22 protein-coding genes are annotated in these 24,708 nt (G+C 63.0%); 18 read left to right on the top strand and 4 right to left on the bottom strand.

Translation table 11 applies throughout. From position 1 onward, the window contains the following. Positions 1-335 precede the first annotated feature (335 nt). Both C9I57_RS00915 and C9I57_RS00910 read right to left on the bottom strand, forming a co-directional pair. A complete protein-coding gene (locus tag C9I57_RS00915; protein WP_107148773.1) occupies positions 336-1,169 on the bottom strand; it encodes a helix-turn-helix domain-containing protein in 834 nt (277 codons plus the stop codon). Between the two features lie 42 nt (positions 1,170-1,211). Then, positions 1,212-1,769, bottom strand: a complete 558-nt coding sequence (locus tag C9I57_RS00910) for a carboxymuconolactone decarboxylase family protein (protein WP_107148772.1) — start codon at positions 1,767-1,769, stop codon at positions 1,212-1,214. Positions 1,770-2,021: 252 nt separating this feature from the next. Between C9I57_RS00910 and C9I57_RS00905 the strand changes: the two genes are divergently transcribed. Further along, entirely contained in the window at positions 2,022-2,540 is a 519-nt protein-coding gene (locus tag C9I57_RS00905; protein WP_107148771.1) for a class IV adenylate cyclase, read from the top strand. A gap of 102 nt (positions 2,541-2,642) precedes the next feature. Here the strand turns inward: C9I57_RS00905 and C9I57_RS00900 are convergent, their stop codons facing one another. Next, positions 2,643-3,344 carry a FadR/GntR family transcriptional regulator gene (locus tag C9I57_RS00900; protein ID WP_107148770.1) on the bottom strand — a complete coding sequence of 234 codons (702 nt, stop codon included), beginning with the start codon at positions 3,342-3,344 and terminating at the stop codon, positions 2,643-2,645. Positions 3,345-3,642: 298 nt separating this feature from the next. Here C9I57_RS00900 and C9I57_RS00895 point away from each other — a divergent pair, with 298 nt between their 5' ends. The 12 genes from C9I57_RS00895 to C9I57_RS33580 all read left to right on the top strand — a co-directional run bounded on the left by C9I57_RS00895 (position 3,643) and on the right by C9I57_RS33580 (position 18,850). Continuing rightward, positions 3,643-5,196, top strand: a complete 1,554-nt coding sequence (locus C9I57_RS00895; protein ID WP_440130164.1) for a sugar ABC transporter ATP-binding protein — start codon at positions 3,643-3,645, stop codon at positions 5,194-5,196. Beyond that, the gene (locus C9I57_RS00890) at positions 5,189-6,220 is read left to right on the top strand and encodes an ABC transporter permease (RefSeq protein ID WP_107149218.1); all 1,032 of its coding nucleotides are present in this window, start codon (positions 5,189-5,191) and stop codon (positions 6,218-6,220) included. Before C9I57_RS00895 ends, C9I57_RS00890 begins: the two co-directional genes overlap by 8 nt. 37 nt (positions 6,221-6,257) lie before the next feature. Then, complete coding sequence (locus C9I57_RS00885; protein ID WP_107148769.1) at positions 6,258-7,205, top strand: ABC transporter substrate-binding protein; 948 nt, start codon at positions 6,258-6,260, stop codon at positions 7,203-7,205. A gap of 231 nt (positions 7,206-7,436) precedes the next feature. Next, positions 7,437-8,795: an MFS transporter gene (locus tag C9I57_RS00880; protein ID WP_107148768.1), complete on the top strand. Its 1,359-nt coding sequence runs from the start codon at positions 7,437-7,439 to the stop codon at positions 8,793-8,795. A 21-nt stretch (positions 8,796-8,816) separates the two neighbouring features. Further along, the gene (locus C9I57_RS00875; RefSeq protein ID WP_107149217.1) at positions 8,817-9,137 is read left to right on the top strand and encodes a hypothetical protein; all 321 of its coding nucleotides are present in this window, start codon (positions 8,817-8,819) and stop codon (positions 9,135-9,137) included. A 255-nt stretch (positions 9,138-9,392) separates the two neighbouring features. Next, entirely contained in the window at positions 9,393-11,981 is a 2,589-nt protein-coding gene (gene mprF, locus C9I57_RS00870) for a bifunctional lysylphosphatidylglycerol flippase/synthetase MprF (RefSeq protein ID WP_107148767.1), read from the top strand. A gap of 11 nt (positions 11,982-11,992) precedes the next feature. After that, positions 11,993-13,426 (top strand): virulence factor family protein, encoded by a 1,434-nt coding sequence (locus tag C9I57_RS00865; protein WP_258187471.1) that lies wholly within the window; start codon positions 11,993-11,995, stop codon positions 13,424-13,426. Positions 13,427-13,705: 279 nt separating this feature from the next. Further along, positions 13,706-15,040: a homogentisate 1,2-dioxygenase gene (gene hmgA, locus C9I57_RS00860; RefSeq protein WP_107148765.1), complete on the top strand. Its 1,335-nt coding sequence runs from the start codon at positions 13,706-13,708 to the stop codon at positions 15,038-15,040. Positions 15,041-15,217: 177 nt separating this feature from the next. Further along, the gene (locus C9I57_RS00855; protein ID WP_107148764.1) at positions 15,218-15,730 is read left to right on the top strand and encodes a (2Fe-2S)-binding protein; all 513 of its coding nucleotides are present in this window, start codon (positions 15,218-15,220) and stop codon (positions 15,728-15,730) included. Beyond that, positions 15,727-16,734: an FAD binding domain-containing protein gene (locus C9I57_RS00850; protein WP_107148763.1), complete on the top strand. Its 1,008-nt coding sequence runs from the start codon at positions 15,727-15,729 to the stop codon at positions 16,732-16,734. The genes C9I57_RS00855 and C9I57_RS00850 overlap by 4 nt, the downstream gene beginning before the upstream one ends. Then, the gene (locus tag C9I57_RS33585) at positions 16,731-18,047 is read left to right on the top strand and encodes a xanthine dehydrogenase family protein molybdopterin-binding subunit (protein WP_308835226.1); all 1,317 of its coding nucleotides are present in this window, start codon (positions 16,731-16,733) and stop codon (positions 18,045-18,047) included. The genes C9I57_RS00850 and C9I57_RS33585 overlap by 4 nt, the downstream gene beginning before the upstream one ends. Then, positions 17,990-18,850 carry a xanthine dehydrogenase family protein molybdopterin-binding subunit gene (locus C9I57_RS33580; protein WP_308835223.1) on the top strand — a complete coding sequence of 287 codons (861 nt, stop codon included), beginning with the start codon at positions 17,990-17,992 and terminating at the stop codon, positions 18,848-18,850. Before C9I57_RS33585 ends, C9I57_RS33580 begins: the two co-directional genes overlap by 58 nt. Here the strand turns inward: C9I57_RS33580 and C9I57_RS00840 are convergent. Continuing rightward, complete coding sequence (locus C9I57_RS00840) at positions 18,822-19,598, bottom strand: DeoR/GlpR family DNA-binding transcription regulator (RefSeq protein WP_107148762.1); 777 nt, start codon at positions 19,596-19,598, stop codon at positions 18,822-18,824. The two genes, C9I57_RS33580 and C9I57_RS00840, sit on opposite strands and share 29 nt — an antisense overlap. Before the next feature lie 274 nt (positions 19,599-19,872). Between C9I57_RS00840 and C9I57_RS00835 the strand changes: the two genes are divergently transcribed. From C9I57_RS00835 to C9I57_RS00815, 5 genes are all read left to right on the top strand, one after another. Continuing rightward, positions 19,873-20,712, top strand: coding sequence for a transketolase (locus tag C9I57_RS00835; RefSeq protein WP_107148761.1), 840 nt, complete (start codon positions 19,873-19,875; stop codon positions 20,710-20,712). Then, positions 20,705-21,685: a transketolase family protein gene (locus C9I57_RS00830; RefSeq protein ID WP_107148760.1), complete on the top strand. Its 981-nt coding sequence runs from the start codon at positions 20,705-20,707 to the stop codon at positions 21,683-21,685. Before C9I57_RS00835 ends, C9I57_RS00830 begins: the two co-directional genes overlap by 8 nt. 44 nt (positions 21,686-21,729) lie before the next feature. Beyond that, positions 21,730-22,527, top strand: a complete 798-nt coding sequence (locus C9I57_RS00825; protein WP_107148759.1) for a GolD/DthD family dehydrogenase — start codon at positions 21,730-21,732, stop codon at positions 22,525-22,527. 71 nt (positions 22,528-22,598) lie between these two features. Further along, complete coding sequence (locus C9I57_RS00820) at positions 22,599-23,630, top strand: ABC transporter permease (protein ID WP_219909846.1); 1,032 nt, start codon at positions 22,599-22,601, stop codon at positions 23,628-23,630. 118 nt (positions 23,631-23,748) lie between these two features. Beyond that, positions 23,749-24,690, top strand: a complete 942-nt coding sequence (locus C9I57_RS00815) for a sugar ABC transporter substrate-binding protein (protein WP_107148758.1) — start codon at positions 23,749-23,751, stop codon at positions 24,688-24,690. Positions 24,691-24,708 lie beyond the last annotated feature (18 nt).

The raw sequence follows: 24,708 nt of genomic DNA, 5'->3' as shown, positions 1-24,708 counted from the left end.
AGCGGAATTCGCGCGGCTTGGTGGCGTCCGGCGTGGCCTTCCTCCAGCGGATCATCGCTTAGTCGCCTGCAATCGCGTTCGCGGCGGGGCATTAAAGCCGGCCACGAACCGCCGGAGGGCGAATGCGGGTGTTCTGTTGCGTGCGGTCAGGTCGCCGTCGACGCGCCAAAATAGCCGCCAAAATAGTCGCCAAGTCTCGCTGCGGATGTCTGTACGCCATTGAAAATGAACGACTTTATGGCGTAGAGATGCTGCATCTTCGCGCAAAAAATAGTCGCCACGCAACGCGCCATCCCTCGCGGTGCGCACAGCCGACAGGCTGCTCGCCGACCTCTTTAAGATCGTGCGAGCAGCTGCCTATGACGCACTTCGGTTTCATCATCGGCGGGAAACATGCATTCCATGCGCAGTTCCTGTGCCGCAACGTTCTGGGGGGCGCCAACGGTCGTGACCATCGAGAAATATCGAAGCACGACTCCCTCACTGGCGAGGCTCACCGGAATGACGGGCGTCATGGACGCGGTGGGCGATCCACGATGCGTCTTCCAGTCGCGCGGCACGTCGGGATAGGCAAGCAGTTCATCGAGCAGACGTCGGGTGCCGTCGTCGATCATGTGACCGACCGACTCTCGATGCACGCGCTGCAGCAAGCTTCGCGACACCGTCTCCCAGTCGGCCACGAACGGACGCAGGCCCCGCGGATCGAAGATCAGATGCAGCATGTTGCGCGGACCTTCGCGCGAGGCCATGTCGACGAAACAGCCGAAGAAGCGCGGCGCCGCGTCGTTGGTCATCAGAACGTTCCAGTATCGATCCATCACGATCGCCGGAAACGGCTCATGCTGTCGAACGACGCGCTCGAGCGCGCGGATCACGCCATGCATCTCCTCTGCGTTCCAAGGCGCCGCTGAATACACGGGCGCGTAGCCGGCGGCGAGGAGTAGGTCATTGCGTTCGCGCAGCGGCACATCAAGCGCGTGCGCGAGTGTCAGCAGCGTATCGCGGCCAGGCACGCTGCGCCCGCTTTCGATGAAGCTGATCTGGCGCTGGGAAATGCCAGCCTCGAGCGACAGATCGAGTTGACTCACGCCACGCACGTCGCGCCAGTAACGCAGCAAGTCACCGAGTTCGCTCGGCGGCGCTTCGAGATCGAAACGGGAGACGTTCATCGGATTTCCGTGCGTGGTTCAAGTGGAGTTGAGAGAGACGCCTCAGGATGCAGGCGCATGCCAGGCGAACTCCTCGAACTGCGCTTCGAGCGGTGGCTCGGTTACGCCGCTGGTGAAGTTCGTGATCGTCGATGCCGCCACCACCGCGATGACCTCTAGTATCTGCTCTGCACTGAATCCCGCTTCAAGAAAGCGCCTCTGGTCCGATTCGGCGAGGCGGCCGCGCTTTTCTATCAGCGTGCGTGCCAACGCCGACAGCGCGGCCAGTTTGGCATCATCAGGCAACAGGCCGTGCCGGATCGCATCGACATCGGCGCGATGCACGCCCTCCTTCAACGCGAGCGCGGTATGAAACGCGACCGGCCACTCGCTGGCGTTCGTGACGGCATTCGTCAGCAACAGCGTTTGGATCTGCGGTTCCGTCAGACTGCTCGCGTGCACGCGCTCGAACAAGCCGATGAAACCGTTGATCAGCACGGGCGATTCAGCCATCTTCGCCGCGATGTTCGGGATCTGGCCGAACGCCTGTTGCAGTTGATTGAGCACTGGCTTGGATTGCGCAGGAGCGGATTCGATCGTATGTACGGGATAGCGGGACATGGTATCTCCTTGGCCGTGAGCGCTGCCGGAATGGCGGCGCGACAGCCGAAGAGTAGAAGCGGCCGTTCCGTTCGCCAATTACATCGCATGTAATCAGAACTTGCCGGCGAACTCGGTAAAGTACTGACCGATCGCGGCAACGCGATCCGAGGCTGTCAAGCGGGAGCCTCTCTCGCGCAGCCTCGTGGTGCTCTACCCAAACAGCCGCTCGTCAGATCAGGATGAGCGGTCGCATCAAATTGGACTGCAACAATGGCTAGGAACGTAGAAATAAAAGCTCGCATCGAAAGCGTTGCGGGTCTGGCTCGCAGAGTCGCACCGATGGCGACTGAAGAGCCGACGGTCATCAATCAGGACGACACTTTCTTCCACTGTGCCAATGGGCGCCTCAAGCTCCGCCAATTTGACGACGGCACGGGGCAATTGATTTTCTATAAGCGCCCCGACCAGCATGGGCCAAAGGAGTCGTTCTACGTCCTCTCCGCGACAAGTTCGCCGGATTCGCTGCGCGATGCCCTGGCGCTTGCCTATGGAGTGCTCGGTCGAGTCAGGAAGCAACGCCTGCTGTATATGGTCGGTCGCACCCGGGTTCACCTCGACAAAGTCGAAGGGCTCGGTGAATTCATGGAGCTAGAAGTCGTCTTGGAGGAGGATGAATCGACCGATGACGGCAATCGGGAAGCGGCTTCGTTGATGGAGCAACTCGAGATCGAAGACAGCCAGCTTATCGACGGCGCATACCTCGACCTATTGAAGCAGATCACCGGCTAGACGAGCGCCCGGCCCGAAGGTGCGGTGGCCACGAGACACTGCCCAGGAGGGAGGTCCCCACGGAGACTTCCTCTCGGGGCCGTGTGAGGTTGCCCCGCTTCCTCAGCCATCCGCCGATTTCAGCACCCCGCTGATCCATCGCTCTTCCGACGCACTCAGGTGTGCGCGCATCATCGTCTGCGCGGCGATAGGATCGCCCGATTGCAACGCCTTCAAGATCCTCTCGTGCTCGTCCGCCGCCGCGGTCCACGTTTGTGCGCTCTCGGCATGTCCGCGAATGGCGACCGCGAGCGGGTCGTGACGACTGTCGAAAAGCTCTGCCACGAATCGGCTCAGCACTGAATTGCCGGCGCATTCCGCGATAAGCATATGAAACTGCCGATCGGCCTCGATCGGCGATTTGCCCGCGTTGGCCAGCCGGCGCATCCGCTCGATCGTGCGGCGCAGACGGTCGAGCGTGGCCGCGGTCATATGCGCGGTGGCAAGCACGACGACGCTTCCCTCGATCGCGGCGCGCGCCTGCATCAGCTCGGATGGACTGTCGCCGAGCGCACCCATCACCCCTTCGTCTCTCGCGCCTCCGTCCAGCACGTAGACACCCGAGCTCATGCGGATTTCGATCTGACCGCCGATCTCGAGCGCGACCAGCGCCTCGCGTAGCGACGGACGCGACACCCCCAGCCTCTGTGCAAGCTCGCGCTCCGGCGGCAGCCGTTCCCCGACCGGAAGTTCACCCTGGCGGATCAGCGCGAGGATTTGAGCGGCCACGGATTGGTAAAGCCGCTTTGGCTCTGTCGTCTTCATTTTGCAGATCGTAATCGGTTGGCGAGCAGTGCGGAGGAGTGCGGAAAGAGTCTAGCACAGCGGCTCGAACCCCTTATGAGAAGCGGCTCTCCGCGACTCACAGGGGTTTACCCGTCTTGGTCAGGACAGTTCGATGAAATATATATCGGCTTGACCAAATCGACGGGTTGCTGCTTTAATCTTCGCAATTGGACTGACCAGTGCATCGCGCCAAGGTCGGCCGCTAACCGCTGACGGATTGGACCGGGCGCGAAAGCGCCAACGAGAGCCGAACCTCAGCCTGGGACCAGGAGACGGAATGACGATGCCGCACGGTCTGTCCGACCAGCACCACGACGGACCCGACAAGCTTCCAGGGAGTGAAATCCTGCGCTTGCAGGGCGTCGGCAAACGCTTCCCGGGCGTGGTCGCGCTCGATGGCATCCACCTCGACCTGCGGCGCGGCGAGGTCCACGCCATCTGCGGTGAAAACGGCGCGGGCAAGTCCACGCTGATGAAGATCATCAGCGGTCAATATCAAGCGGATGAAGGCAGCATCGTCTATCGCGGCGAGCCGGTTCGGTTCGCCTCTTCCTCCGAAGCACAGGCGGCCGGAATCGCGATCATTCACCAGGAACTCAATCTCGTTCCGCACCTTTCCGTCGCCGAGAATCTTTTTCTTGCTCGCGAGCCGAAGCGCGGGCCGTTCGTCGATTACCGCAGGCTCAATGCCGATGCGCAGCGCGCGCTGGCTCGAATTGGTCTGACCGTCGCCCCCACGACGCTCGTCGGCGCCTTGTCGATCGCTCAGCAGCAGATGGTGGAAATCGCGAAAGCGCTCACGTTCAGCGCGGAAGTGCTGATCATGGACGAGCCGACTTCGTCGCTGACCGAGTCCGAGACGGCCCAGCTCTTTCGCATCATCAAGGAGCTGCGCGCCGAAGGCGTCGCCATTCTCTATATCTCTCATCGTCTCGACGAGATGGCCGAAATCGTGGACCGCGTCACGGTATTGCGGGACGGCCGCTACATCGCGACGGACGACTTCGCCTCCACGACGGTCAGCGAGATCATCGCGCGAATGGTGGGGCGCTCGCTCGACGACGTCTATCCGCCGAGACAATCGGTGCCGACCGGCGAGATCATGCTGCGCGCTGAAGGATTGCGGCGCGCCGGCACGTTCGGCCCCGTGTCGTTCGAGTTGCGCAAGGGCGAAATCCTCGGTTTCGCGGGCCTGATGGGAGCGGGGCGGACTGAGGTGGCCCGGGCCATCTTCGGCGCCGATCGGCTCGACGCCGGCACGATCGAGCTCGCCGGCAAGGAGGTCGTGATCCGCTCGCCGCGCGAGGCGATCCGCCACGGTATCGCGTATTTGTCCGAGGACCGGAAGAAAGACGGGCTGGCACTTGCGATGCCGGTCGCGCCGAACGTCACGCTCGCCAATGTTCGCGCGATTTCCTCGCGCGCCGGGTTTCTGCGGTTTTCCGAGGAAGTTGCGGTCGCGGAGCGCTACACCCGAGAGCTCGGCATTCGCACGCCGTCGGTCAACCAAATCGCACGCAACCTGTCCGGCGGCAATCAGCAGAAGGTCGTCGTCAGCAAGTGGCTCTATCGCGGCACGAAGATCCTGTTCTTCGACGAACCGACTCGCGGCATCGATGTCGGCGCCAAGTTCGCCATCTACGGATTGATGGACCGGCTCGCCGCGGACGGCGTCGGGGTGATTCTGATCAGCTCCGAGCTACCGGAAATACTCGGGATGACCGACCGGATCGCCGTATTCCACGAAGGTCGCGTCGCCGCCGTACTCGAAACGAAGCACACCAGTCAGGAGGAGATCATGCATTATGCGTCGGGGCGGGCCCATGCTTGAAATGACATCGAATCGCAGCGAAGCCGTCGAGAAAACGGCGCGCCAACGGCGCCGCGACCTCATCCAGAAGTTTGCCGCGCTCGGTAGCTTGGTCCTGCTCGTGATCGTGTTCTCGGTGACGAGCCAGGCGTTCTTCTCCGTCGGAAATCTGATGACGGTCTGCCTGCAGGTGACCTCGATTGCCTACCTGGGCGTCGCCGCCACCTGCGTGATCATCACCGGGGGCATCGATCTGTCGGTGGGCTCCGTCCTCGCGCTGGCCGGCGTCGTCGCGGCGCTATTGGTGAAGGCGGGGACGCCGGTTCCGCTGGCGATGTGCGGCGGTGTCCTCGTAGGCGGCCTATGTGGGCTCGTCAACGGCATCTGCGTGACGCGCATGGGCCTGCCCCCGTTCATCGCGACGCTCGGCATGATGCTCGTCGCGCGCGGCATCGCATTGCAGATCACGGGCGCGCGTCCGGTATCGGATCTGGGCGACGCGTTCGGCGCGCTCGGCAACGGTGCGCTTTTTCGCGTCTCGCACATCGGGGCAGATGGATTTCCCGATACGACGTTTCCGGGAATCCCCTATCCCGTCGTGATCATGATCGTGCTCTTCGTCGTAGCGGCTGTATTGCTCGCGCGCACGGCCCTCGGTCGCCACATTTACGCGACGGGCTCGAACGCGGAAGCGGCCCGGCTCTCCGGCGTCAACGTGCGAGGCGTGACGCTCTTCACCTACGTCCTGTCCGGCGTGCTCGCGGGCGTGACCGGTTGCGTGCTGATGTCGCGGCTCGTCACGGGACAGCCGAACGAAGGCGTGATGTACGAGCTCGATGCGATAGCAAGCGCGGTGATCGGCGGAACGTCGTTGATGGGCGGCGTCGGCACCATTTCGGGCACCGCGATCGGCGCGTTCGTGATCGGAGTGCTGCGCAACGGGCTCAACATGAACGGCGTATCGAGCTTCATCCAGCAGATCATCATCGGCCTCGTGATTCTCGGCACCGTTTGGATCGATCAGCTCAGGAACCGCAGGTCGTAAGGCAGAAGAAGTGCAACCAAAACCACAGGAGTGAGACATGAAGAAGTTTTCCATGCTGGCGGTATCGGCATTGCTGCTGACGTTGTTCAACACGGGCGCGCAGGCGGCGGGCGGCGAGATCGCCGTGATCGTCAAGACGGTCAACTCGAATTACTGGCAGAACGTGCAGAAGGGCGCGACGGCAGCGCTCGAGAAAGAGAAGGGCTACACGATGACGTTTCAGGGCCCGGCCGCCGAATCCGACATTGCCGATGAAGTCAATATGGTCGAGAACGCGGTCAATCGCCATGTCGCCGGCATCGTGCTCGCGCCGTCCGATCCTGATGCGTTGGTGCCGGCTGTGAAGAAGGCGTGGGAAGCGCATATCCCGGTTGTGCTGATCGATTCGATGCTCTCGGATTCGGGCAAGCAGTATTACCAGTCGTTCCTGTCGACGGACAACAAAAAGGCGGGCGAACTGTGCGCGAAGGCGATGATCGACCGGGTCGGGCAGACGGGCAAGATCGCGATCATGTCCTATGTGCCGGGCGCGGGATCCGAGATCGGCCGCGTAGGTGGCTTCCGCGAGTACATCGCCGCGCACTCGAAGCTGCAGGTCGTCGGGCCTTTCTATTCGCAGTCGCAAATGGCGACCGCGCTCAATCAGACGACCGATACACTTTCGGCGAATCCCGATCTGAAAGGGATCTTCGGCGCGAACGAGCCGACCGCTGTGGGGATGGGGCGCGCGCTGAAGCAAACGGGCAAGGGAGGCAAGATCGTCGCGATCGGCTTCGACGGTAACCAGGATCTGCAAAGCTTCGTGCGTGACGGAACGATTCAGGCGATTGCCGTGCAGGGCTCGTACCAGATGGGCTACAAGGGCATCGAGACGGTGGTGAGTGTCATCGAGCACAAGTCGGTGCCGAAGATGGTCGATACGGGTGTCGTTGTCGTCGATAAGCAGAACCTCGATTCATCCGAAGCGAAGAACGTTCTCTACTGATGCTGCGGCGAGACGTGGATGTAATAAGAGCTCTGCCTGCGCTCGGACCACTATCGCCGTAGCACATAAAGACTATCTGTAGAATCGCATTGCCGTATATTGGGTGACCTTCGACAATCGCTGGCAGCGGCGTAGCCGCTAGGCCGAGACGTAGATAGATCCGCCGTTCGTGGCGTACCATGAGCGGCGGATAAGATCAGAACTAAAGCGATCAACAGGAGGAGACACCCCATGAACGGGAAACCGATCGTCAACATCCAGACGTTCATCGACGAGAGGCCATTCGGCGGTTTTCAATGGCTGATCTTCTGCATGTGCTTCGTGATCGTCTTGCTGGACGGCTTCGACACGGCATCGATCGGCTTCATTGCTCCATCGGTGCTGACCGAATGGCATTTGACCAAGCCCGACCTCGCTCCCGTGCTGAGCGCGGCGTTGTTCGGGCTCGCTTGCGGCGCGCTCACCTCGGGGCCGCTGTCCGATCGCGTCGGGCGACGCGCCGTTTTGCTCACGTCGGTCTTTCTGTTCGGCATCGCCTGCCTGGCGTCGGCATTCTCGTCGAGTATCGGCCAATTGACCGCGCTGCGCTTCGTCACCGGTGTCGGTCTCGGCGCGGCGATGCCGAACGCGGTCACGATGATGGGGGAGTTTTGTCCTAACCGCCGCCGTTCGACGGTGATCAATCTGATGTTTTGCGGATTTCCGCTCGGCGCGGCGCTGGGAGGCTTTCTCGCCGCGTGGCTGATTCCCAATTTCGGCTGGCGCAGCGTGCTCATGCTCGGCGGCGTCACGCCGTTGCTGCTCGGTATCGCGCTGATCTTCAAGATGCCCGAATCAGTGCGCTTCATGGTCGCAAATGGACATCCGGTCGAGAGAATTCGCGCCGCGCTCGCGCGTATTTCGAACGACGCGATGAATGCCGGCTCGTTCACGATGACCGAGACCGCGCCGCAAGCGCACGGCAAAGGCGTCAGCGTTGTCCTCTCGCGCGCGTACATCGTCGGCTCCGTGATGCTGTGGGTGGCCTATTTCATGGGCCTCGTGATTTTTTACGCGTCGATCAACTGGATGCCGATCCTGTTGAAAGATGCCGGACTGAACGCGAAGACCGCAACGTTGATTTCGGCGCTGTTCCCGCTCGGCGGAGTCGGCGCGGTGGTCTGCGGCGCGCTGATGGACCGGTTCAACGCGAACCGAGTCATCGCCGTAAGCTACGCGCTCACCGCGGTCAGCGTCTATTGGATCGGGCAGGCGGTCGGCAACGTCGGCATGTTGGTGCTTGCCGTATTCGTCGCGGGTGTGCTGATGAATACGGCGCAATCGTCGATGCCGGCGCTCGCCGCCGCGTTCTACCCGACGTCGGGGCGCGGTACGGGGGTCGCCTGGATGCTCGGCGTCGGCCGCTTCGGCGGCATTGCGGGCTCGTTCCTCGTTGCGGAGCTGACGCGCCGGCATTTTTCGTTTGCGGGCGTCTTCACGACGATTGCCATCGCGGGTCTCGTCGCCTGCGTCGCTTTGTTGATCAAACAGATCGCGCGGCCCCATGCGTTCGAGGCGTCACCGAGTAAGATGGAATCGCTCGGTCACTGAGCTCATCAGGGAGGGATGGCCATGTTCAAGCGATTGATTGCCGTGGCAACGGTGAGTCTGCTCGCCGCAACCACGGGTATTGCGTACGGACAAACGCAGGCATTGTCGGGCGGCGCTTCGATGGCGCCTGGGACGGGCGCCGCCAACTGCGACACGCAGGCGGTGGGCAAGGATGGAAAGCCGCTTACCGGCGCGGCGAAGAACTCTTTCATGAAGAAGTGCATGAGGACGGCCGCCGCCAAGCAATGCGAAGCAAACGCGGTTGGCTCGAACGGCAAGCCGCTCGCGGGCGCGGCCAAGAACTCTTTCGTCAAGAAGTGCGTGGACTCGGCTGTCAAATAAGAACGATTCGCAAATGCGAGCGCCGCTAGCCGCAGCGAGCGGCGCTCGACTTGATCTGCATCGGTGTCTGAGCAGCCCACCGCTACGTTGGCCAGAATTCCGTGTCAACCGATTCGGCTTTGTAACGTTAATGAAATGTCACAATTTGCTATATCGGTTGATTCGCGGGTGTGACCGCTCTCCTCATGAGTCGACGATTGGCGCCGGTGCCGTCGTGGGCCGGGCGGTTCGCGCGCGTGGCCAACCGCTCGAGACATGCAGAGAAGTCAGGAGGATCGCTGCGCGAGGGTCGTTGCCGCCTTGCGCAGTACTTGGAGGCGCGTCGACTACAAGCGTCTGGTGTCGCCCGCGTTCGCACTTGGCATCTGCGTACTGCTGCTGCTCGCGCTACAGCACATCTCGCGCGATATCAACTATCACTCGATATGCCGGCAGCTTTTCAACTTCGATTCCGCTAGCTGGATCGCTGCCCTAGGCGTCACCGCGCTGAGCTTTGCCGCACTCGTCGCACGCGATGCGATCGGACTGCGTCATGTCGATGCGAAAGTGCCGCGCACGCTGCTCCTGATCGGCGCAACGGCTGCTTCGGCCCTCGGCAATGTCGCGGGCTTCGGCGCGTTGACGGGCGGCGCCGTGCGTTGCCGCGTGTACGGCGCGGCAGGCGTTACCCCATCGCAGGTCGGACGCCTCACTGTTTTCACGAGCGTTTCGTTGGCGTTCGCGTTGGTGCTCGTCAGCGCGACCGGTGCGCTATGGGATGCGGCCCCCCTGGCGGCGATGCTGCGTGTTTCGCCTGACATCCTGCGCTCAGGCAGTGCGCTTCTGCTCGTGGCGTCCGCCTTCATCATCGGTTGCTGTGGTGCTCGCACGAAAACGATACGCACACGCTGGCAACGGTTGACAATCGACGTTCCCGCAAGGGCGGATTGGCTCAGCCAGCTGGCATTCGGCGTCGTCGACATCGCCGGAGCCGGGGCTGCGCTCTGGTGCTTCCTTCCTCATGGGAACGTGAGCTTCGTCACGTTTCTCGCCGTCTATTCCGCCTCGCTGTTGCTCGGTATCGCGGGCCATACGCCGGGCGGCGTCGGCGTATTCGAGTCGGCGATGGTCTTCGCGTTGCGCGGGGACGTGACGGCGCCATCCCTGGTCGCCGGTATCCTGGCTTATCGCGTCGTCTATTTCGGTTTGCCGCTGATGCTGTCGGCAGGCTTGCTCGCGGGCTTCGAGGGTCGAGCGCTGCGCGATCGGTTGCCATTGCGGCGTGTGGCCGGCCTTGCGGAGTCCGCGCCACTCTTTCTTTGCCTGATCACCTTCGTCGTCGGATCGATGCTGATCGTGTCGGCTGCCACGCCCGCATTTGCGCGACGGCTCGCCGTTCTGCGCGACGTCGTTCCGCTCTGGGCACTCGAGAGCTCTCAACTCGTGAGCGGTGTGCTGGGCGTGCTGCTGCTCTTCGTCGCACGCGGCTTGCTGCGCCGGTTGGACGCCGCCTGGTGGATGACCGTAGCGCTTGCGTCGGCTTCTTTGGTTCTGTCGGTCATCAAGGGCTTGGCATTCGTGGAAGCCGGGGTGCTGGCTTCGTTGCTCCTGCTGCTCGTATCGACACGTCGCCGGTTCAACGTGCATGCCGCGCTTTTCGCCGAGCGTTTCACCGCGGGCTGGTTCGTGTCGGTGGCGATCGTGCTCATCTGTGCGGCATGGGTGATGTTCTTCGCTTATCGCAACGTGCCCTACGATAACCAGCTCTGGTGGCACTTCGCGTTCGACGAGCGTGCGTCGCGCTCGTTGAGAGCCATGCTGGCTTCTGGCCTCTTTGCGGCCGCGTTCGCGCTGTGGCACCTGTTGCGGCCGGCAGCGGGACGCTTCGTTCGTCCGAGCTCGGAAGATCTCGGCGATGCGATGCGGATCATCCGGGCTCAGGAGCGCAGCGACGCCGGGCTCGCCATGATGGGCGACAAGAGTTTCCTGTTTTCCGATTCGCGCGAGTCGTTCCTCATGTATGCCAAACATGGGCGCACCTGGGCTGCGCTGCACGATCCAGTCGGGCCACGCCGCGAGTGGGCGGAACTCATCGGCAAGTTCGTCGATCTCGCGGTGAAACACGGTGGCCGGGCAGCCTTCTACCAGGTTCGCGCCGACTCCCTGCCGCTCTATCTGGATTCGGGCCTGACGCTGATGAAGCTCGGCGAGGAGGCACGGCTGACGCTCGACGGTTTCGACCTCAACGGGCCCCAGCGCGCGGGCTTGCGCTACGCGACGCGGCGCGCCGAGCGCGACGGCTGCACGGTGGAGGTCATCGACGCAAGCGATGTCGTGCAGCATGTCGATGTGCTGCGGGCCATCTCCGACGGATGGCTCGAAAGCCGACGCGAGAAAAGTTTCTCGGTGGCTGCATTCAGCGAGCCTTATCTGGCGGCGCAATCGGTCCTGCTCGTCCGCCAGAACGGGGCGCCGGTGGCATTCACGACGTTCATGACGACCGACCTGAATGTCGAAGCGACAGTCGGGGTGATGCGCCATCTGCCGGAAGCCTCGCCTTATGTCATGGATTATCTGTTCGTGCAGCTGGCCATGCATCTGAAACGCCGTGGCTATCGTTCTCTGAGCCTCGGCGTCGCGCCGTTTTCCGGCGTGCAGCCGGCACCGCTCGGCTCGCCGCTCCATCGGATCGGCGCGATGGTCTGGCGCTTCGGCGGGCGCTTTTATAACTTCCAGGGGCTGCGTGCCTTCAAAGGCAAGTTTCAGCCGTGCTGGGAGCCGCGCTATCTCGCGGTTTCCGGTTGGGCGGGCGCGCTCGTCGCACTGGTCGATCTTTCAATTTTGGCGGGGGGGCGCCGTTCGTGATCATTCGTTCCATGTTGCAGAAATTCCGATGGCTTGCCGTGCTCGCGGGCCTCGCCGTGTGCGGCGTTACATATGCCGCCGAGTCACAAGTCTCGGGGGGACGATATGGCGACGTCACCGTCGCATGGCCCGAAGGCGAGATACGCGGCTTCGTCATTCTCTTTTCGGCGGGCAAGGGCTGGAGCCCTGCCGACGCGCAAGCGGCTCGCGCATTGGCGCATGAAGGCGCCTTGACGGTCGGGGTCGACACGGGGCGTTACGCCGCGAATCTTGCCGCGACCGGGCAAGCGTGCCGGCATCTCGACGGGGACGCCGAGGCGATCAGTCATCAGCTCGAGCGTCAGTTGAAGTCGAGCCGATATTTCGCGCCGATCGTCGCCGGGGCGGGCCAAGGCGGAACGCTTGCTTTGCATGTTCTGGCGCAGGCGCCCGCGAATACGATCGCCGGCGCCGTAGCGCTCGATGCTGAAGGAACGCTCGATAAGCGTTTCGAACCTTGTGCGCCCGATCCGACGGTAAGCCGGGGGAGCGTATTGCCAGGTTTCGTCGAGACCGGTGTGACGACGCAGACTGCAATCAAGGCGTCGCAACAGGCGGAACGTTCAGCGGTGAAGGAAGGGGCCGATTCGCCGGGCTTTCAATACGGCAAGAACGTAACGAGTCTGATGGCTCCGCTATTGGCGAAACGGCCGCGCGTGTTTGGCGCGACGGCGACTCGGGCAGACCAGCTCGTTGCGTTGATCGGGCCGCGTCTGCTGTCGGAGACGGGCGGGGAGCAAGATGTTTCTGACTTGCCGCTGATCGAACTGCCCGCCGCTCACCCGAAAGGGATGCTGGCCGTCATCATGTCGGGCGATGGCGGCTGGCGCGATCTCGACAAGACGATCGGCGAGGAATTTCAGAAGGACGGGGTATCGGTCATCGGTTGGGACAGCTTGCGGTATTTCTGGAGCGAGAAGACGCCGGAGCAGGTTAGCCGCGACCTGACGCGCGCTCTGCGTGTCTATGGCGCGCGCTGGCATGCGGACTCGTTCGCGTTGATCGGTTACTCGTTCGGCGCGGATGTGATGCCGTTCGCGTACAACAGACTGCCGGCATCGTTGCGAGACAGGATTGCCATCGTTTCGCTGCTCGGATTCGCCAAGGCGGCCGATTTCCAGGTCCGCGTGACTGGGTGGCTCGGTTTGCCGCCGAGCGCTAAGGCGTTGCCGGCCAGACCCGAGGTCGATCGCATGCCTGCCGGTGTCATCCAATGCTTCTATGGGGAAGACGAGGAGGATACGTTGTGTCCCGCCCTCGCTCCGACGCGCGAGGTGGTGCGCACGCCGGGCGGGCATCACTTCGGCCGCGGATACGGTGTGCTGGAAGATCAGATCCTAGCGGGGTGGGAGAAGAGAATGCGCGGCGAGAATAGTGCTCTTGTCCATACGGGATCTACTCCGTAGACCTGCGTCCGTGCGCGGCTTGCGTCTGAGCGCCGAACCTCTGGTTATGCTCAGCGATCAGAGGATCCCTTTGCGGTTTTCAATCGGTAGCCTGCACGGACCTTGCATCTCGCCACGACAGTAGCTTGTCGGTTGGTTCCGCGACGTCATCGTGAGAGATGATGACCAGTATCGATGACCGTGAGTCCGACCCGGGGGAGGGCAGGCCAAGGTTAGGCGAACTATCACGTATGATTTGCGAGTTGTATACCTCGTAAATCAGCGCGGAGGAGCCCAGACATGACGCTCGATCTGTCCAAACCGTCGACGGCCGGCTACCAGAGCGGCTTCGCCAACGAGTTCGCGACCGAGGCCCTGCCGGGCGCGTTGCCGCACGGCCGCAATTCGCCGCAACGTGCGCCATTTGGCCTTTATGCGGAGCAGCTGTCCGGCACCGCGTTCACCGCGCCTCGCGCTCACAACCGCCGCTCGTGGCTCTACCGGATCCGTCCGGCCGCGGTGCACCGCCCGTTCGAGCGATTCGAGGGGCCGCAACGGCTCGTGTCGAACTTTGGGGATTCGGTGGATGTGCCGCCGACGCCGCCGAACCAATTGCGTTGGGATCCGTTGCCGATGCCGGTCGAGCCGACCGATTTCGTCGAAGGCTGGGTCACGATGGCGGGCAACGGCTCGGCCGCCGCGATGAACGGGTGCGCGATCCACCTGTACGCGGCGAACCGCTCGATGCTCGACCGCTTCTTCTACAGCGCCGACGGCGAGCTGCTGATCGTCCCGCAATCAGGACGCCTTCATATCGCAACGGAGCTCGGCCGCCTCGACGTCGAACCGTTCGAGATCGCGGTGATTCCGCGCGGCGTGCGATTCACCGTCACGCTGCCGGACGGTCACGCGCGCGGCTACATCTGCGAGAACTTCGGCGCGCTGCTGCGGTTGCCCGACCTCGGCCCGATCGGCTCGAACGGTCTCGCCAATCCGCGCGACTTTCTCACGCCGCAGGCGGCCTACGAGGATCGCGAGGGTGACTTCGAACTCGTCGCGAAGCTGAATGGCCTGCTCTGGCGTGCCGATATCGATCACTCTCCGCTCGATGTGGTCGCGTGGCACGGCAACTATGCGCCGTACAAGTACGACCTGCGTCTTTTCAACACGATCGGCTCGATTAGCTACGATCATCCGGACCCGTCGATCTTTCTCGTATTGCAGGCGCAAAGCGATACGCCGGGTGTCGACACGATCGACTTCGTGATCTTCCCGCCGCGCTGGCTCGCGGCCGAGAATACGTTCCGGCCGCCCTGGTTCCACCGCAATGTCGCGAGCGAATTCATGGGCCTCGTTCACGGCGTCTACGATGCGAAGGCCGAAGGCTTCGTACCCGGCGGCGCGAGCCTGCACAACTGCATGTCGGGCCACGGCCCGGACGCCGACACATACGAGAAGGCATCGGCAATCGATACGACGAAGCCGCAAAAGGTCGCCGACACGTTGGCGTTCATGTTCGAGACACGCACGCTGATCCGGCCGACGCGCTTTGCGCTCGATACCGCGCAGTTGCAGGCGAACTACTTCGAATGCTGGCAGGGCATCAAGAAGCATTTCGATCCGGACCGACGATGAGCAGGATTTCCGACTGACGCGCGACGCGACTCGCAAGAGCTCGGTTGCGACTCGCTCGTGACTTCGATTCATCAGTCGAAATTCGCCACTTTCCCGACATGATGGGCGCGGTTCTTCCCCTCGCGCTTTTGTCTCCTATACTTCGAGCCGTTGCTCTCCTTCGAAGCGAGGCAGCCAATGGCCGATTATTCCACGGGTGTGCAATCGAGGCAGCGTGCCACTGTCGCGCTCCGCGTCAACAAGCAGCCGTACACCGCCACTGTCCACCCGCGCGTCACGCTGCTCGACTGGCTACGCGAAGAAGCGGGTCTCACCGGCACGAAGAAAGGCTGTAACGAAGGCGCGTGCGGAACGTGTACGGTGCTGATCGACGGCAAGCGCATGAATAGCTGTCTGACGCTCGTCGTGCAGTGCGAAGGCGCCGATATAACGACTGTCGAAGGCATCGCCGGCGCGGACGGCCGTCTGCATCCCGTGCAGGAAGCGTTCATCGATCACGACGCCTTTCAGTGCGGTTACTGCACGCCGGGGCAGATCGTTTCGGCTGTTGCATGTATCGCCGAAGGTCATGCCGTCGATGAAGCGACGGTGCGCGAATGGATGAGCGGTAACCTTTGCCGCTGCTCGTGCTATCCGCAGATTACGGCCGCCGTTCTCGATGCAGCCAGACGCATGGAGAACGCAGAATGAACGACTTCGGTTACGAGCGTGGTGTAACCGTCGAGGATTGTCTCGCGACGATCGCCGCGAAGGGTGCGGCCATCATCGCGGGCGGAACCGAACTGCTGAACTGGATGCGCCTCGGGATCGCGGCGCCGCCGCAACTCGTCGACATTGGTGGCATCCGAGATCTCGACACCATTGCGATCGAATCCGATCACCTGATCATCGGCGCCCTCGCGAACCTCAATGCGATCGGCGAGAGTTCACTCGTTGCGACTCATGCCAATACACTCGCGCAAGCCTGCCTTCAGGCGGCCTCACCGCAAGTGCGCAACCGGGCCACGCTGGGCGGGAACGTGTTGCAGAAAACGCGCTGCGCCTATTTTCGCGCCGAAACACCGCTGCCATGGCCGTGCAACAAGCGCGAGCCGAACACAGGGTGCGCCGCGCGCAACGGTGTCAACGATCGGCAGGCCATTTTCGGCTGGACTGACGAGTGCGTGGCCGTTCAACCCTCGGATCCGGCCGTAGCTCTTGCCTGCCTCGATGCGCAAGTGGAGATCGCCGGCACGAACGGGTCGCGATCATTGGCCATGACCGAGTTCCACCTTACCCAGGCGGAGGCGGCGGCCCTCGGCGACGCGGCGCGCCATGAGACGCGTCTCGCCGACGACGAAATGATCGTCGCTTTTCGAATCCCGCTCCATGCCGGCAGTCGCTCCGCTTACATCAAGGTACGCGAACGAGCCAGTTACGAATACGCGCTCGTGTCTGCCGCGGCCGTGATCAAGATGAGCGGCGACGTCATCGAGCGCGTCTCGATCGCATTGGGCAGCGTGGCGCAACGCCCGTGGCGGCTTCCCGCCGCCGAGGGCGCGCTCGTCGGCCAATCGCTCGACGAAAAGACGCTCGCCAGTGCGATCGACGCGGCAATGAAAGACGCACGGCCACTGGCGGAAAACGGCTTCAAGGTGAAGCTCGCGCGCAACGCCGCGGTCCGGGCCATTCTCACGGCTGCAGGTAAATCATGACCATCGGAACTCCCGTATCTCGCGTCGAAGGCATCGCCAAAGTCACGGGGCGAGCGAAATACGCCGCCGATCACACGCCGAAGGGCACGCTGCACGCAGCGATCGTCGGCGCCCCGATCGCGGCCGGCCGGGTTGCCGGGATCGACGTGGATACCGCCCTTGCCGTTCCTGGCGTCGTGCGTGTCCTCACGGCGAAAGACATGCCGCGCTTTGGCGAAATCGCCCCGCCGGCGGCCGTCCTCAGCATGCCGATGCAACACGACGAGATTCGCTTTCAGGGCGAGCCCGTTGCGATCGTGCTGGCGGAATCGATCGACGCCGCCGAAGAAGCGCGAGCCGCGGTCAAGGTCCGATGCGCGCCGCAACCGCCAATCGGCCTCGGCGCGGGCAAGAACGAAGCGGCACCCTCGCCGCGCATGCTTGGCGAAGACCTCGACATGGGCCATGTCGACCAAAGTCTCGCGGAGTCGAAGTTCGTAGTGAGGCAATCGTACGAACAGCCTGACCGACACCACAATGCAATGGAAACTTCCGGGACGGTCGCTCAATTCGAGGACGGTAAGCTGACGCTCTGGGACGCGGTGCAGGCCGGCGCGAACGTACCGCCGGTCGTGGCGGCGGCGTTGGGGATCGATGCCGCCGATATCCGCGTCATCGCGCCGCACACGGGCGGCGGCTTCGGCTCCAAGGGATACGTCTGGCCGCATCAAATTCTGGCCGCGGCCTGCGCGCGTATCGCCGGCCGGCCCGTGAAGCTGCACTTGCGCCGCCAAGACCAATATGCATGCGTCGGCTATCAGCCGTGGATGCTCCAGCACGTGAGTCTCGGCGCGCGCGACGATGGCGCGTTGACCGCCATCGATCATGAGATCGTCAACTCATCGGCGATCGCCGATACACATGTCGAACCGTCGAGCGAAGGCAGCAAGTCGCTTTATGCTTGTCCCGCCATTCGTACAAGACAGCTCCTCAAGCGCATTCACATCAATGTGCCGACGCCCATGCGGGCGCCCGTCGAAGGGCCGGGTCTCTGGGCGCTAGAAAGCGCGATGAACGAGTTGGCGGAGCAAATCGGCATCGACCCGCTCGACCTTCGGCTCAAGAACTATGCCGAAGTCGATCCGCTCACGGGCAAACCGTGGTCATCGAAAAAGCTGCGCGAAGCGTACGACGCGGGGGCGCGCCTCTACGGTTGGCGTACGCGCCATCAACGGCCGCGCGAGGATGGCCCCGCCCATGGCGTATCGGTCATGGCATGGCCACCTGTTCGATGGGCAATTATCGCTTTCCTGGCGGCGCCCTCGTTCGGCTGAAAGCCGACGGCTCGGCGATCATCGAGGCCAATACGCACGATATCGGCACGGGCACGCAGACCGTGTTCTGCCAGATCGCGGCGAGCGAACTCGGCTTGCCCGTGGAGCGGGTTTCGATCGTATGGGGCGATACGCGGCTGCATCCGGGCGGGCCGGTTTATGGATCGAGCGCCACAGTCGGCACGGGCAGCGCCGTCGCGCTCGCATGCCGCGAGATCAAGACCAAGCTCGCGGCGCTGGGGGCGGGCGACGATCCGGGTGCGCTCTTGCGCGCTGCCGGGCTCGAAGAGATGTCGGCATCGGGGCAATTTACTTTGCCCGGCGGCGCGCCGTTCAACGCAGACGGCGCGGATACGCCCCACGCGATGCGAACGTGGGGGGCAATCTTCGTCGAAGTCGGTGTGGATCCCGATCTCGGTCTCGTGCGCCTGCGCCGCGCCGTCGGCGCCTATTCGGTGGGACGAATCATCAATCCGAAGACGGCTCGAAGCCAAATGACGGGCGCGATCATCTGGGGCTGGGGCAAAGCGACGATGGAGGCAAGCACTCAGGAGCCGAACCACGGCGGCTGGCTTGCAAAGAATCTTTCGAATGTCGTGATACCGGTCAACGCGGACATTCCAACCGATTTCACGATCCACTTTGTCGACGAATACGACCCGCATGCGAGCGCCATCGGCGCGCGCGGCATTGGCGAGCTCGGCGCGACGGGCGTCGATGCTGCCGTCGCCGCGGCCGTTTATGACGCGGTGGGCGTGCGCGTGAGGAAGCTGCCTATTCGCTTGGAGCCTCTGCAAAGATGACTTCGATGCCGAGGCCGCGAAGCCACTCGCGATATTCGGGCGCGAGCCCGCGATCGGTCACCACCGTGTGCACACGCTCCATCGCACCGAACGTCGCGAATTCGCGGCGGCCGAACTTCTCGGAATCGGCGAGCAGATAGACGTGCCGCGCGGCGCCGATCATGCCGCTCTTCACGTGCAGGTCGATAAAGTCCGGATACGAGATTCCGCCTTCCTTCGACACGCCGCCGGCCGCAAGGAAGAGCTTGTCGACGAACATGCCTTCGAAGAACGCCGATGCTTTTTCTCCGGAAACGGCCAACGTCTCCGGCATGAATTGACCGCCCGTCAGCATCACGCGGTTCGACGGCTCGTTGCCCAGCAACATCGCAATGTTGAGCGCGTTCGTGACGATGCGCAGGTGCTGGCGGCCGACCAGGTTCTTCGCCATCTCCGTCGTCGTCGCGCCGCAATCGAGAATCATCGAGTCGCCGTTGGCGACGAGCGTCGCCGCTTTCGCGCCGATCCACACTTTCGCGGCGGTCGGCTGCAAATGACTCATTCCCGTGCCGTCGAACATGTACGACAGCGTCTTGAGACGCACGAGCCCATGCACGCGCTCGACGAGTCCGTCGCGCTCAAGGGCATCGACATCCTTGCGGATCGTCGGCATCGATACGTTGAAACTTCGCGCGAGGTCCGACAGCTTGACTGCCTTCATGTCGCGCACGCTCGCGTAAATATTTTCCCAGCGGGTCTTCTGGTCCATCTCTTGGTTTCCGATCTAGCTCGTGTCCCTGCTTCGTTCCCCGGCCGCCCTCGCAAGGCCAGCTTGCGCATGGTTTCCATCAATTATAGCTCGACTTTCTTTTTGGAAAGTCTTCGCCGGTGCGATAGCCGGCAGGTATATGGCATGGGAAGGCGGGGGACCGCCTTCGGCCTGCCTACGGGTATTCCCTGGCCAAAAAACCGCGATAAGTCGTTGACTTCCGTTCGCTCGCGGAAGAAACTAAAAACAACTCAAGAGAAACTAAGAGAAAGTGATGGAAAATCCCTTCCTCCTCGCCGAGCCTGACCTCAAGGCACGCGCCCGCGCGATCCGCAAGCGCATCTGCGTCATGAACGCGATGGCAAAGAGCGGTCACACGGGCGGCGACATGTCGGAGGTCGACATTCTCGTTGCGCTCTATTTCCGTGTGATGCGATACCGCGCGAGTCCGCTCGTCTGGCACGACCAGTTCGTGTTGAGCAAAGGGCATGGCGTGGGTGGCCTCTACTGCTGCTTCGCCGAACTCGGCTGGCTGCGGGAAGAGGAGCTCTCCGGCTATCTGCGCGACCATTCGCGCCTGCCGGGGCATCCGGTCCGCGAAAAGCTTCCCGAGTACGTGACGGTGAATACCGGCGCGCTTGGCCACGGCATGTCGATCTCGGCTGGACTTGCGCTCGCGAAACGCCGCCGGACGCAACAAGGCGAAGCCGGCCGCGTGTTCGTGCTGACGGGCGACGGCGAGTTGGAAGAGGGCTCGAATTGGGAAGCCGCGATGGCGGCGAGCCATTTCCGGCTCGACAACCTCGTCGTGATCGTCGACCGCAACCACCTTCAATTGGCCGATGCGACAAAGAACATCATGGACATCGAGCCGCTCCACGAAAAGTTCGCGGCTTTCGGCATGGAGGTTCACGAGACCGACGGCAACGATCCGCTCGGCTTGGCGAAACTCATGGAAAGCTTCGATTTCGAAAACGGAAAGCCGAAGGCCGTGATCGCGCAGACGATCAAGGGGCGCGGCGTCTCGTTCATGGAGAACGTTGCGGCGTGGCACCACAAGTACCCGAATGAAGACGAGCTCGCGCTCGCCTTGAAGGAACTCGATCATGCATGAACCGGCAGACTTGCGCGACGGCGTCGTCGGTGCGCTCACTGAGCTCGCCGACGGCGGGACCGATCTGATCGTCATGGTCAGCGATTCGACCTCGACTTCGAAGATCGCCTCGTTCCAGCAACGCTATGAAGACCGTGTCATCAACGTCGGCATTGCCGAGCAAAACATGGTCGGCATGGCCGCGGGCCTTGCACTCGGAGGGCATGTGGTCTTCACGGCGAATGCGGCTCCGTTTCTCGTCGCACGTGCGAACGAGCAGGTCAAGAACGATGTCTGCTACAGCCGGACCAACGTCAAAATGCTCGGCTTGAATGCGGGTGTCGCGTATGGACCGCTCGCGTCGACGCACCATGCGATCGACGACGTCTCGATCATGAGCGGCCTCGGCAATGTCCAGATCTTGGCGCCGTGCGACGCACTCGAGGCTGCGCAGATGGTGCGCTATGCCGCGAGCGTCGATGGCCCGGTCTACATCCGGCTCGACAACGCAAAGTTTCCGATCTTGCACGAGCCCGACCATGTCTTCGAAGCCGGCAAGCCCGACGTGTTGCTGCGAGGGCGCGCGAGCGAAGAGTCTGGCGGCCGGCGCGTGGCCATCGTCGCGCTGGGATCCGTCGTCGGTGAGGCGTTTGCCGCCTGCGAAGCGCTCGACGCCAGAGGAATCGCGCCGACGCTCGTGAACCTCTCATCGATCCGGCCGCTCGACACGAATCTGCTGACCGACATCTTGAGCGAGCACGACGACATCGTGACGGTCGAGGAGCACTCGCTGCATGGCGGCATCGGCGCACTGATCGCCGTGCAGCTGGCCAAGCGCGGCATCGCGCGGCGTCTGCGAATGCTCGGCGTGACCGAAGGCGAATTTGCGCACTACGGCACGCGCGCCGGCATTCGCCGCCACTATGGTATCGATGCGCAAGGTATCGAGCGCGCGGTGGCCGAAATGATCGGCATGCCGATCGCGACGGCATAAATACGCGCAACGCAGATACCGACACAAGATTCAGGAGACGAAATATGGCAACCCAGTACGACATGACGTTGCGCCACGGCGTCGATTTCGATTTTCGGCTCGACGGCAAGGTCGTCGTCATCACCGGCGGCCTCGGCGGCATTGCGATGGCGACGAACGAGGCGTTGATCGGCAAAGGCGCGCGCATCGCCATTCTCTATCCCCGCTTCGAGGAAGGCAGGGTGGCCGATGCGATCGAGACGCTCGGTCCCGCGCATGCGGCAGCCTTTCCGTGCGACGTCGGAAACGAGGCCGACGTCGCCGCGGCGATCGACGCGGCGGCCGCGCACTTCGGCGACCTGCATCTGCTCGTCAACGCGGCCGGCACGATCACGCTGACGCCGGCCGAGGACATCACGATCGAAGAATGGCGCAGACAGATCGACGTCAATTTGACGGGTCCGTTCCTTTGCTCCAAGCACTTCGCGCGACATGTCTTCGCGCGCGGCCACCGCGCCAAGATCATCAACATCGCATCGCAGGCCGCGACGGTTGCGATCGATCAGCATTGCGCCTACACGTCGGCGAAGGCCGGCCTGATCGGCATGACGAAAGTACTGGCCAAGGAATGGAGTCGCCGAGGCATTACCGTCAACACCGTTTCGCCGACCGTCGTCCTGACGCCCATGGGCGCGGCCGCCTGGGAAGGAGAGAAGGGCGAGCGCATGAAAGATCTGATTCCGGCGGGACGCTTTGCCTATACGGACGAGATCGCCGCGGCCATCCTGTTTCTCGCATCGAATGGCGCCGACATGATCACGGGCGCGGACCTGATGATCGACGGGGGATACACGATCTGCTGAGGCAGAGCGTCGTTCCCCACCGGGCATGCGCGAGTCGGGCATGCGCAATACGGAAGACGAGGAGGCGATTCGTGAGCAAGTCCATTGAAAACAGCGTTGAATTGCCGAACGGGCAATCGGCGCGTTCCGACGCCACCGCCGCGGCGGCGAGCTTCGCGCGCCGCGCATGGCTCAGCGTGCTGCTCGAGCAGGGGCCGTTGATCAGTCTCATCCTGCTTTGCGTGGCGATCTCTCTGATGACGCCGTCGTTTTTGTCGCTGCGCAATTTGCTGAACGTGCTCGATCAGATCACGGTGCTCGGCATCATGGCGCTCGGGATGACCGCGGTCATCATCATCGGCGGTATCGACCTGTCGGTCGGCTCGGTGCTCGCGCTCGGCATGATGGTGATGGGCTGGCTCTCCAACAACGCCGGTTTGCCATTCGCCGTCGCGATTCCCGCGAGCATTGCCGTGGCCGCGCTATGCGGACTCGCGTCGGGGCTTCTCATCATCGTCTTGCGGTTGCCCGCGTTCATCGCGACGCTCGCCATGATGTCGGTCGCGCGAGGACTCGCGAATCTCATCACGAATGGCGAGCAGATCGTCGGCTATCCGGACTGGTTCACCGCGTTGTCGATCGTGCGTCACTTCGGTTTTCTGTCGGCGACGGTCGGGCTCTTCGTCGCGCTCATGATCCTCGGCTTCGTCATCCTGAAATACCGCGCGGCGGGACGCAGCCTTTATGCGATCGGCGGCAGCGCCGAAGTGGCGCGCCTTGCCGGTATCAAGGTGCGTGCAACGACGCTCGCGGTCTATACGCTTTGCGGCGCGCTTGCCGGCCTCGCGGCGGTCGTGCTCGCGAGCCGCCTCGATTCGTCGCAGCCGAGCGCGGGAACCGGCTACGAGCTCGACACCATCGCCGCCGTCGTCATCGGCGGAGCGAGCCTCGCCGGCGGCACGGGGACGGTCGTCGGCACGGCGGTCGGCGTGCTGACGATCGGCGTCTTGCGCAATGGACTCAATCTGATCGGCGTCTCGCCGTTCGTTCAGCAGATCGTGATCGGCATGGTGATCGTGCTGGCGGTCGGCGCCGATACGCTGCGCCGTCGCAACGCGTCTTGATGCACGAGTACCGATCACGAAGCGAAGAAAACCCACCACGCGCCGTTGCCGCAACGCGCACCTGGCTCTAATTCCACGCGGCTCTCGACACCATAGGCACTATAACCAGGAGACACTCATGAATCGACGTTTTGCCTGTTCCTCGCTGCTCGCCATCGCGGCTTCACTCGGGTTCGCGTTCGCCACGCCGAATGCTTCCGCCGCGGGCACGGTCACGATCGGTCTTGCCGTCGCCAACCTGCAGGCCGATTTCTTCAATCAGATCAAGCAGTCGGTCGAATCGTACGGAAAGCAGAAGGGCGTCAATGTCATTACGGTCGATGCCAAGGGCGATGCGGCGACCCAGGTCAATCAGATCCAAGATTTGCTGACGCGCAAGATCGATGCGCTCATCTACATCCCCGCTGGGGCGACGGCCGCGGGCGTGCCCGTGCGCGCGGCGAAGGCGGCCGGCATTCCCGTGATCGCGGTGGACCGCAATCCGCCCGATGCGCCGGGCGATACCTTCATTGCCACGGACAGCGAAGCCGCGGCACAAGCGCTCGGCGAATGGATCATCAAGCAGACGAAGGGCCATGCGAACATCGCGGAGTTGCAGGGACAACTCGGCACGACGCCTGAGCTCGCGCGTGAAAAGGGCTTCACGAAGGCGATCTCCACGGATCCCGGCGCGAAGGTCGTGACGCGTCAACCCGCCGACTGGGCCCAGGACAAGGGCTTCGCGGTCGCGCAGGACATGCTGCAGCGGACTCCCGATATCGACGTCATCTTCGGCCATGCCGACGCCATGGCGCTCGGCGCGGCGCAAGCCGTCAAGGTCTCGAACGTCGGTCACAAGGTGCTGATCGCGGGCTTCGACGGGGACGTGGCCGGTTTGAAGGCGGTGCGCGATGGCGTGATCGACGTGACGATGACGCAGCAGACGCAACGGATGGGACGCATGGCCGTCGACTCGGCGCTTGCCCTCATCGCGAAGAAGCCTGTACCGGCGCAGCAACTGCTGCCTGCCACGCTGACGACAAAAGCGAACGTCGCGCCGTTCATTGCTCAGCACCCCTGACTCGAAAACGAAGCGCGC

It is taken from the genome of Trinickia symbiotica (genome assembly GCF_003028655.1).
In the GTDB taxonomy this organism is placed as follows: domain Bacteria; phylum Pseudomonadota; class Gammaproteobacteria; order Burkholderiales; family Burkholderiaceae; genus Trinickia; species Trinickia symbiotica_A.
The sequence above is the reverse complement of the archived record's forward strand: the minus strand, read 5'-3'. Positions and strand labels throughout refer to the sequence as shown.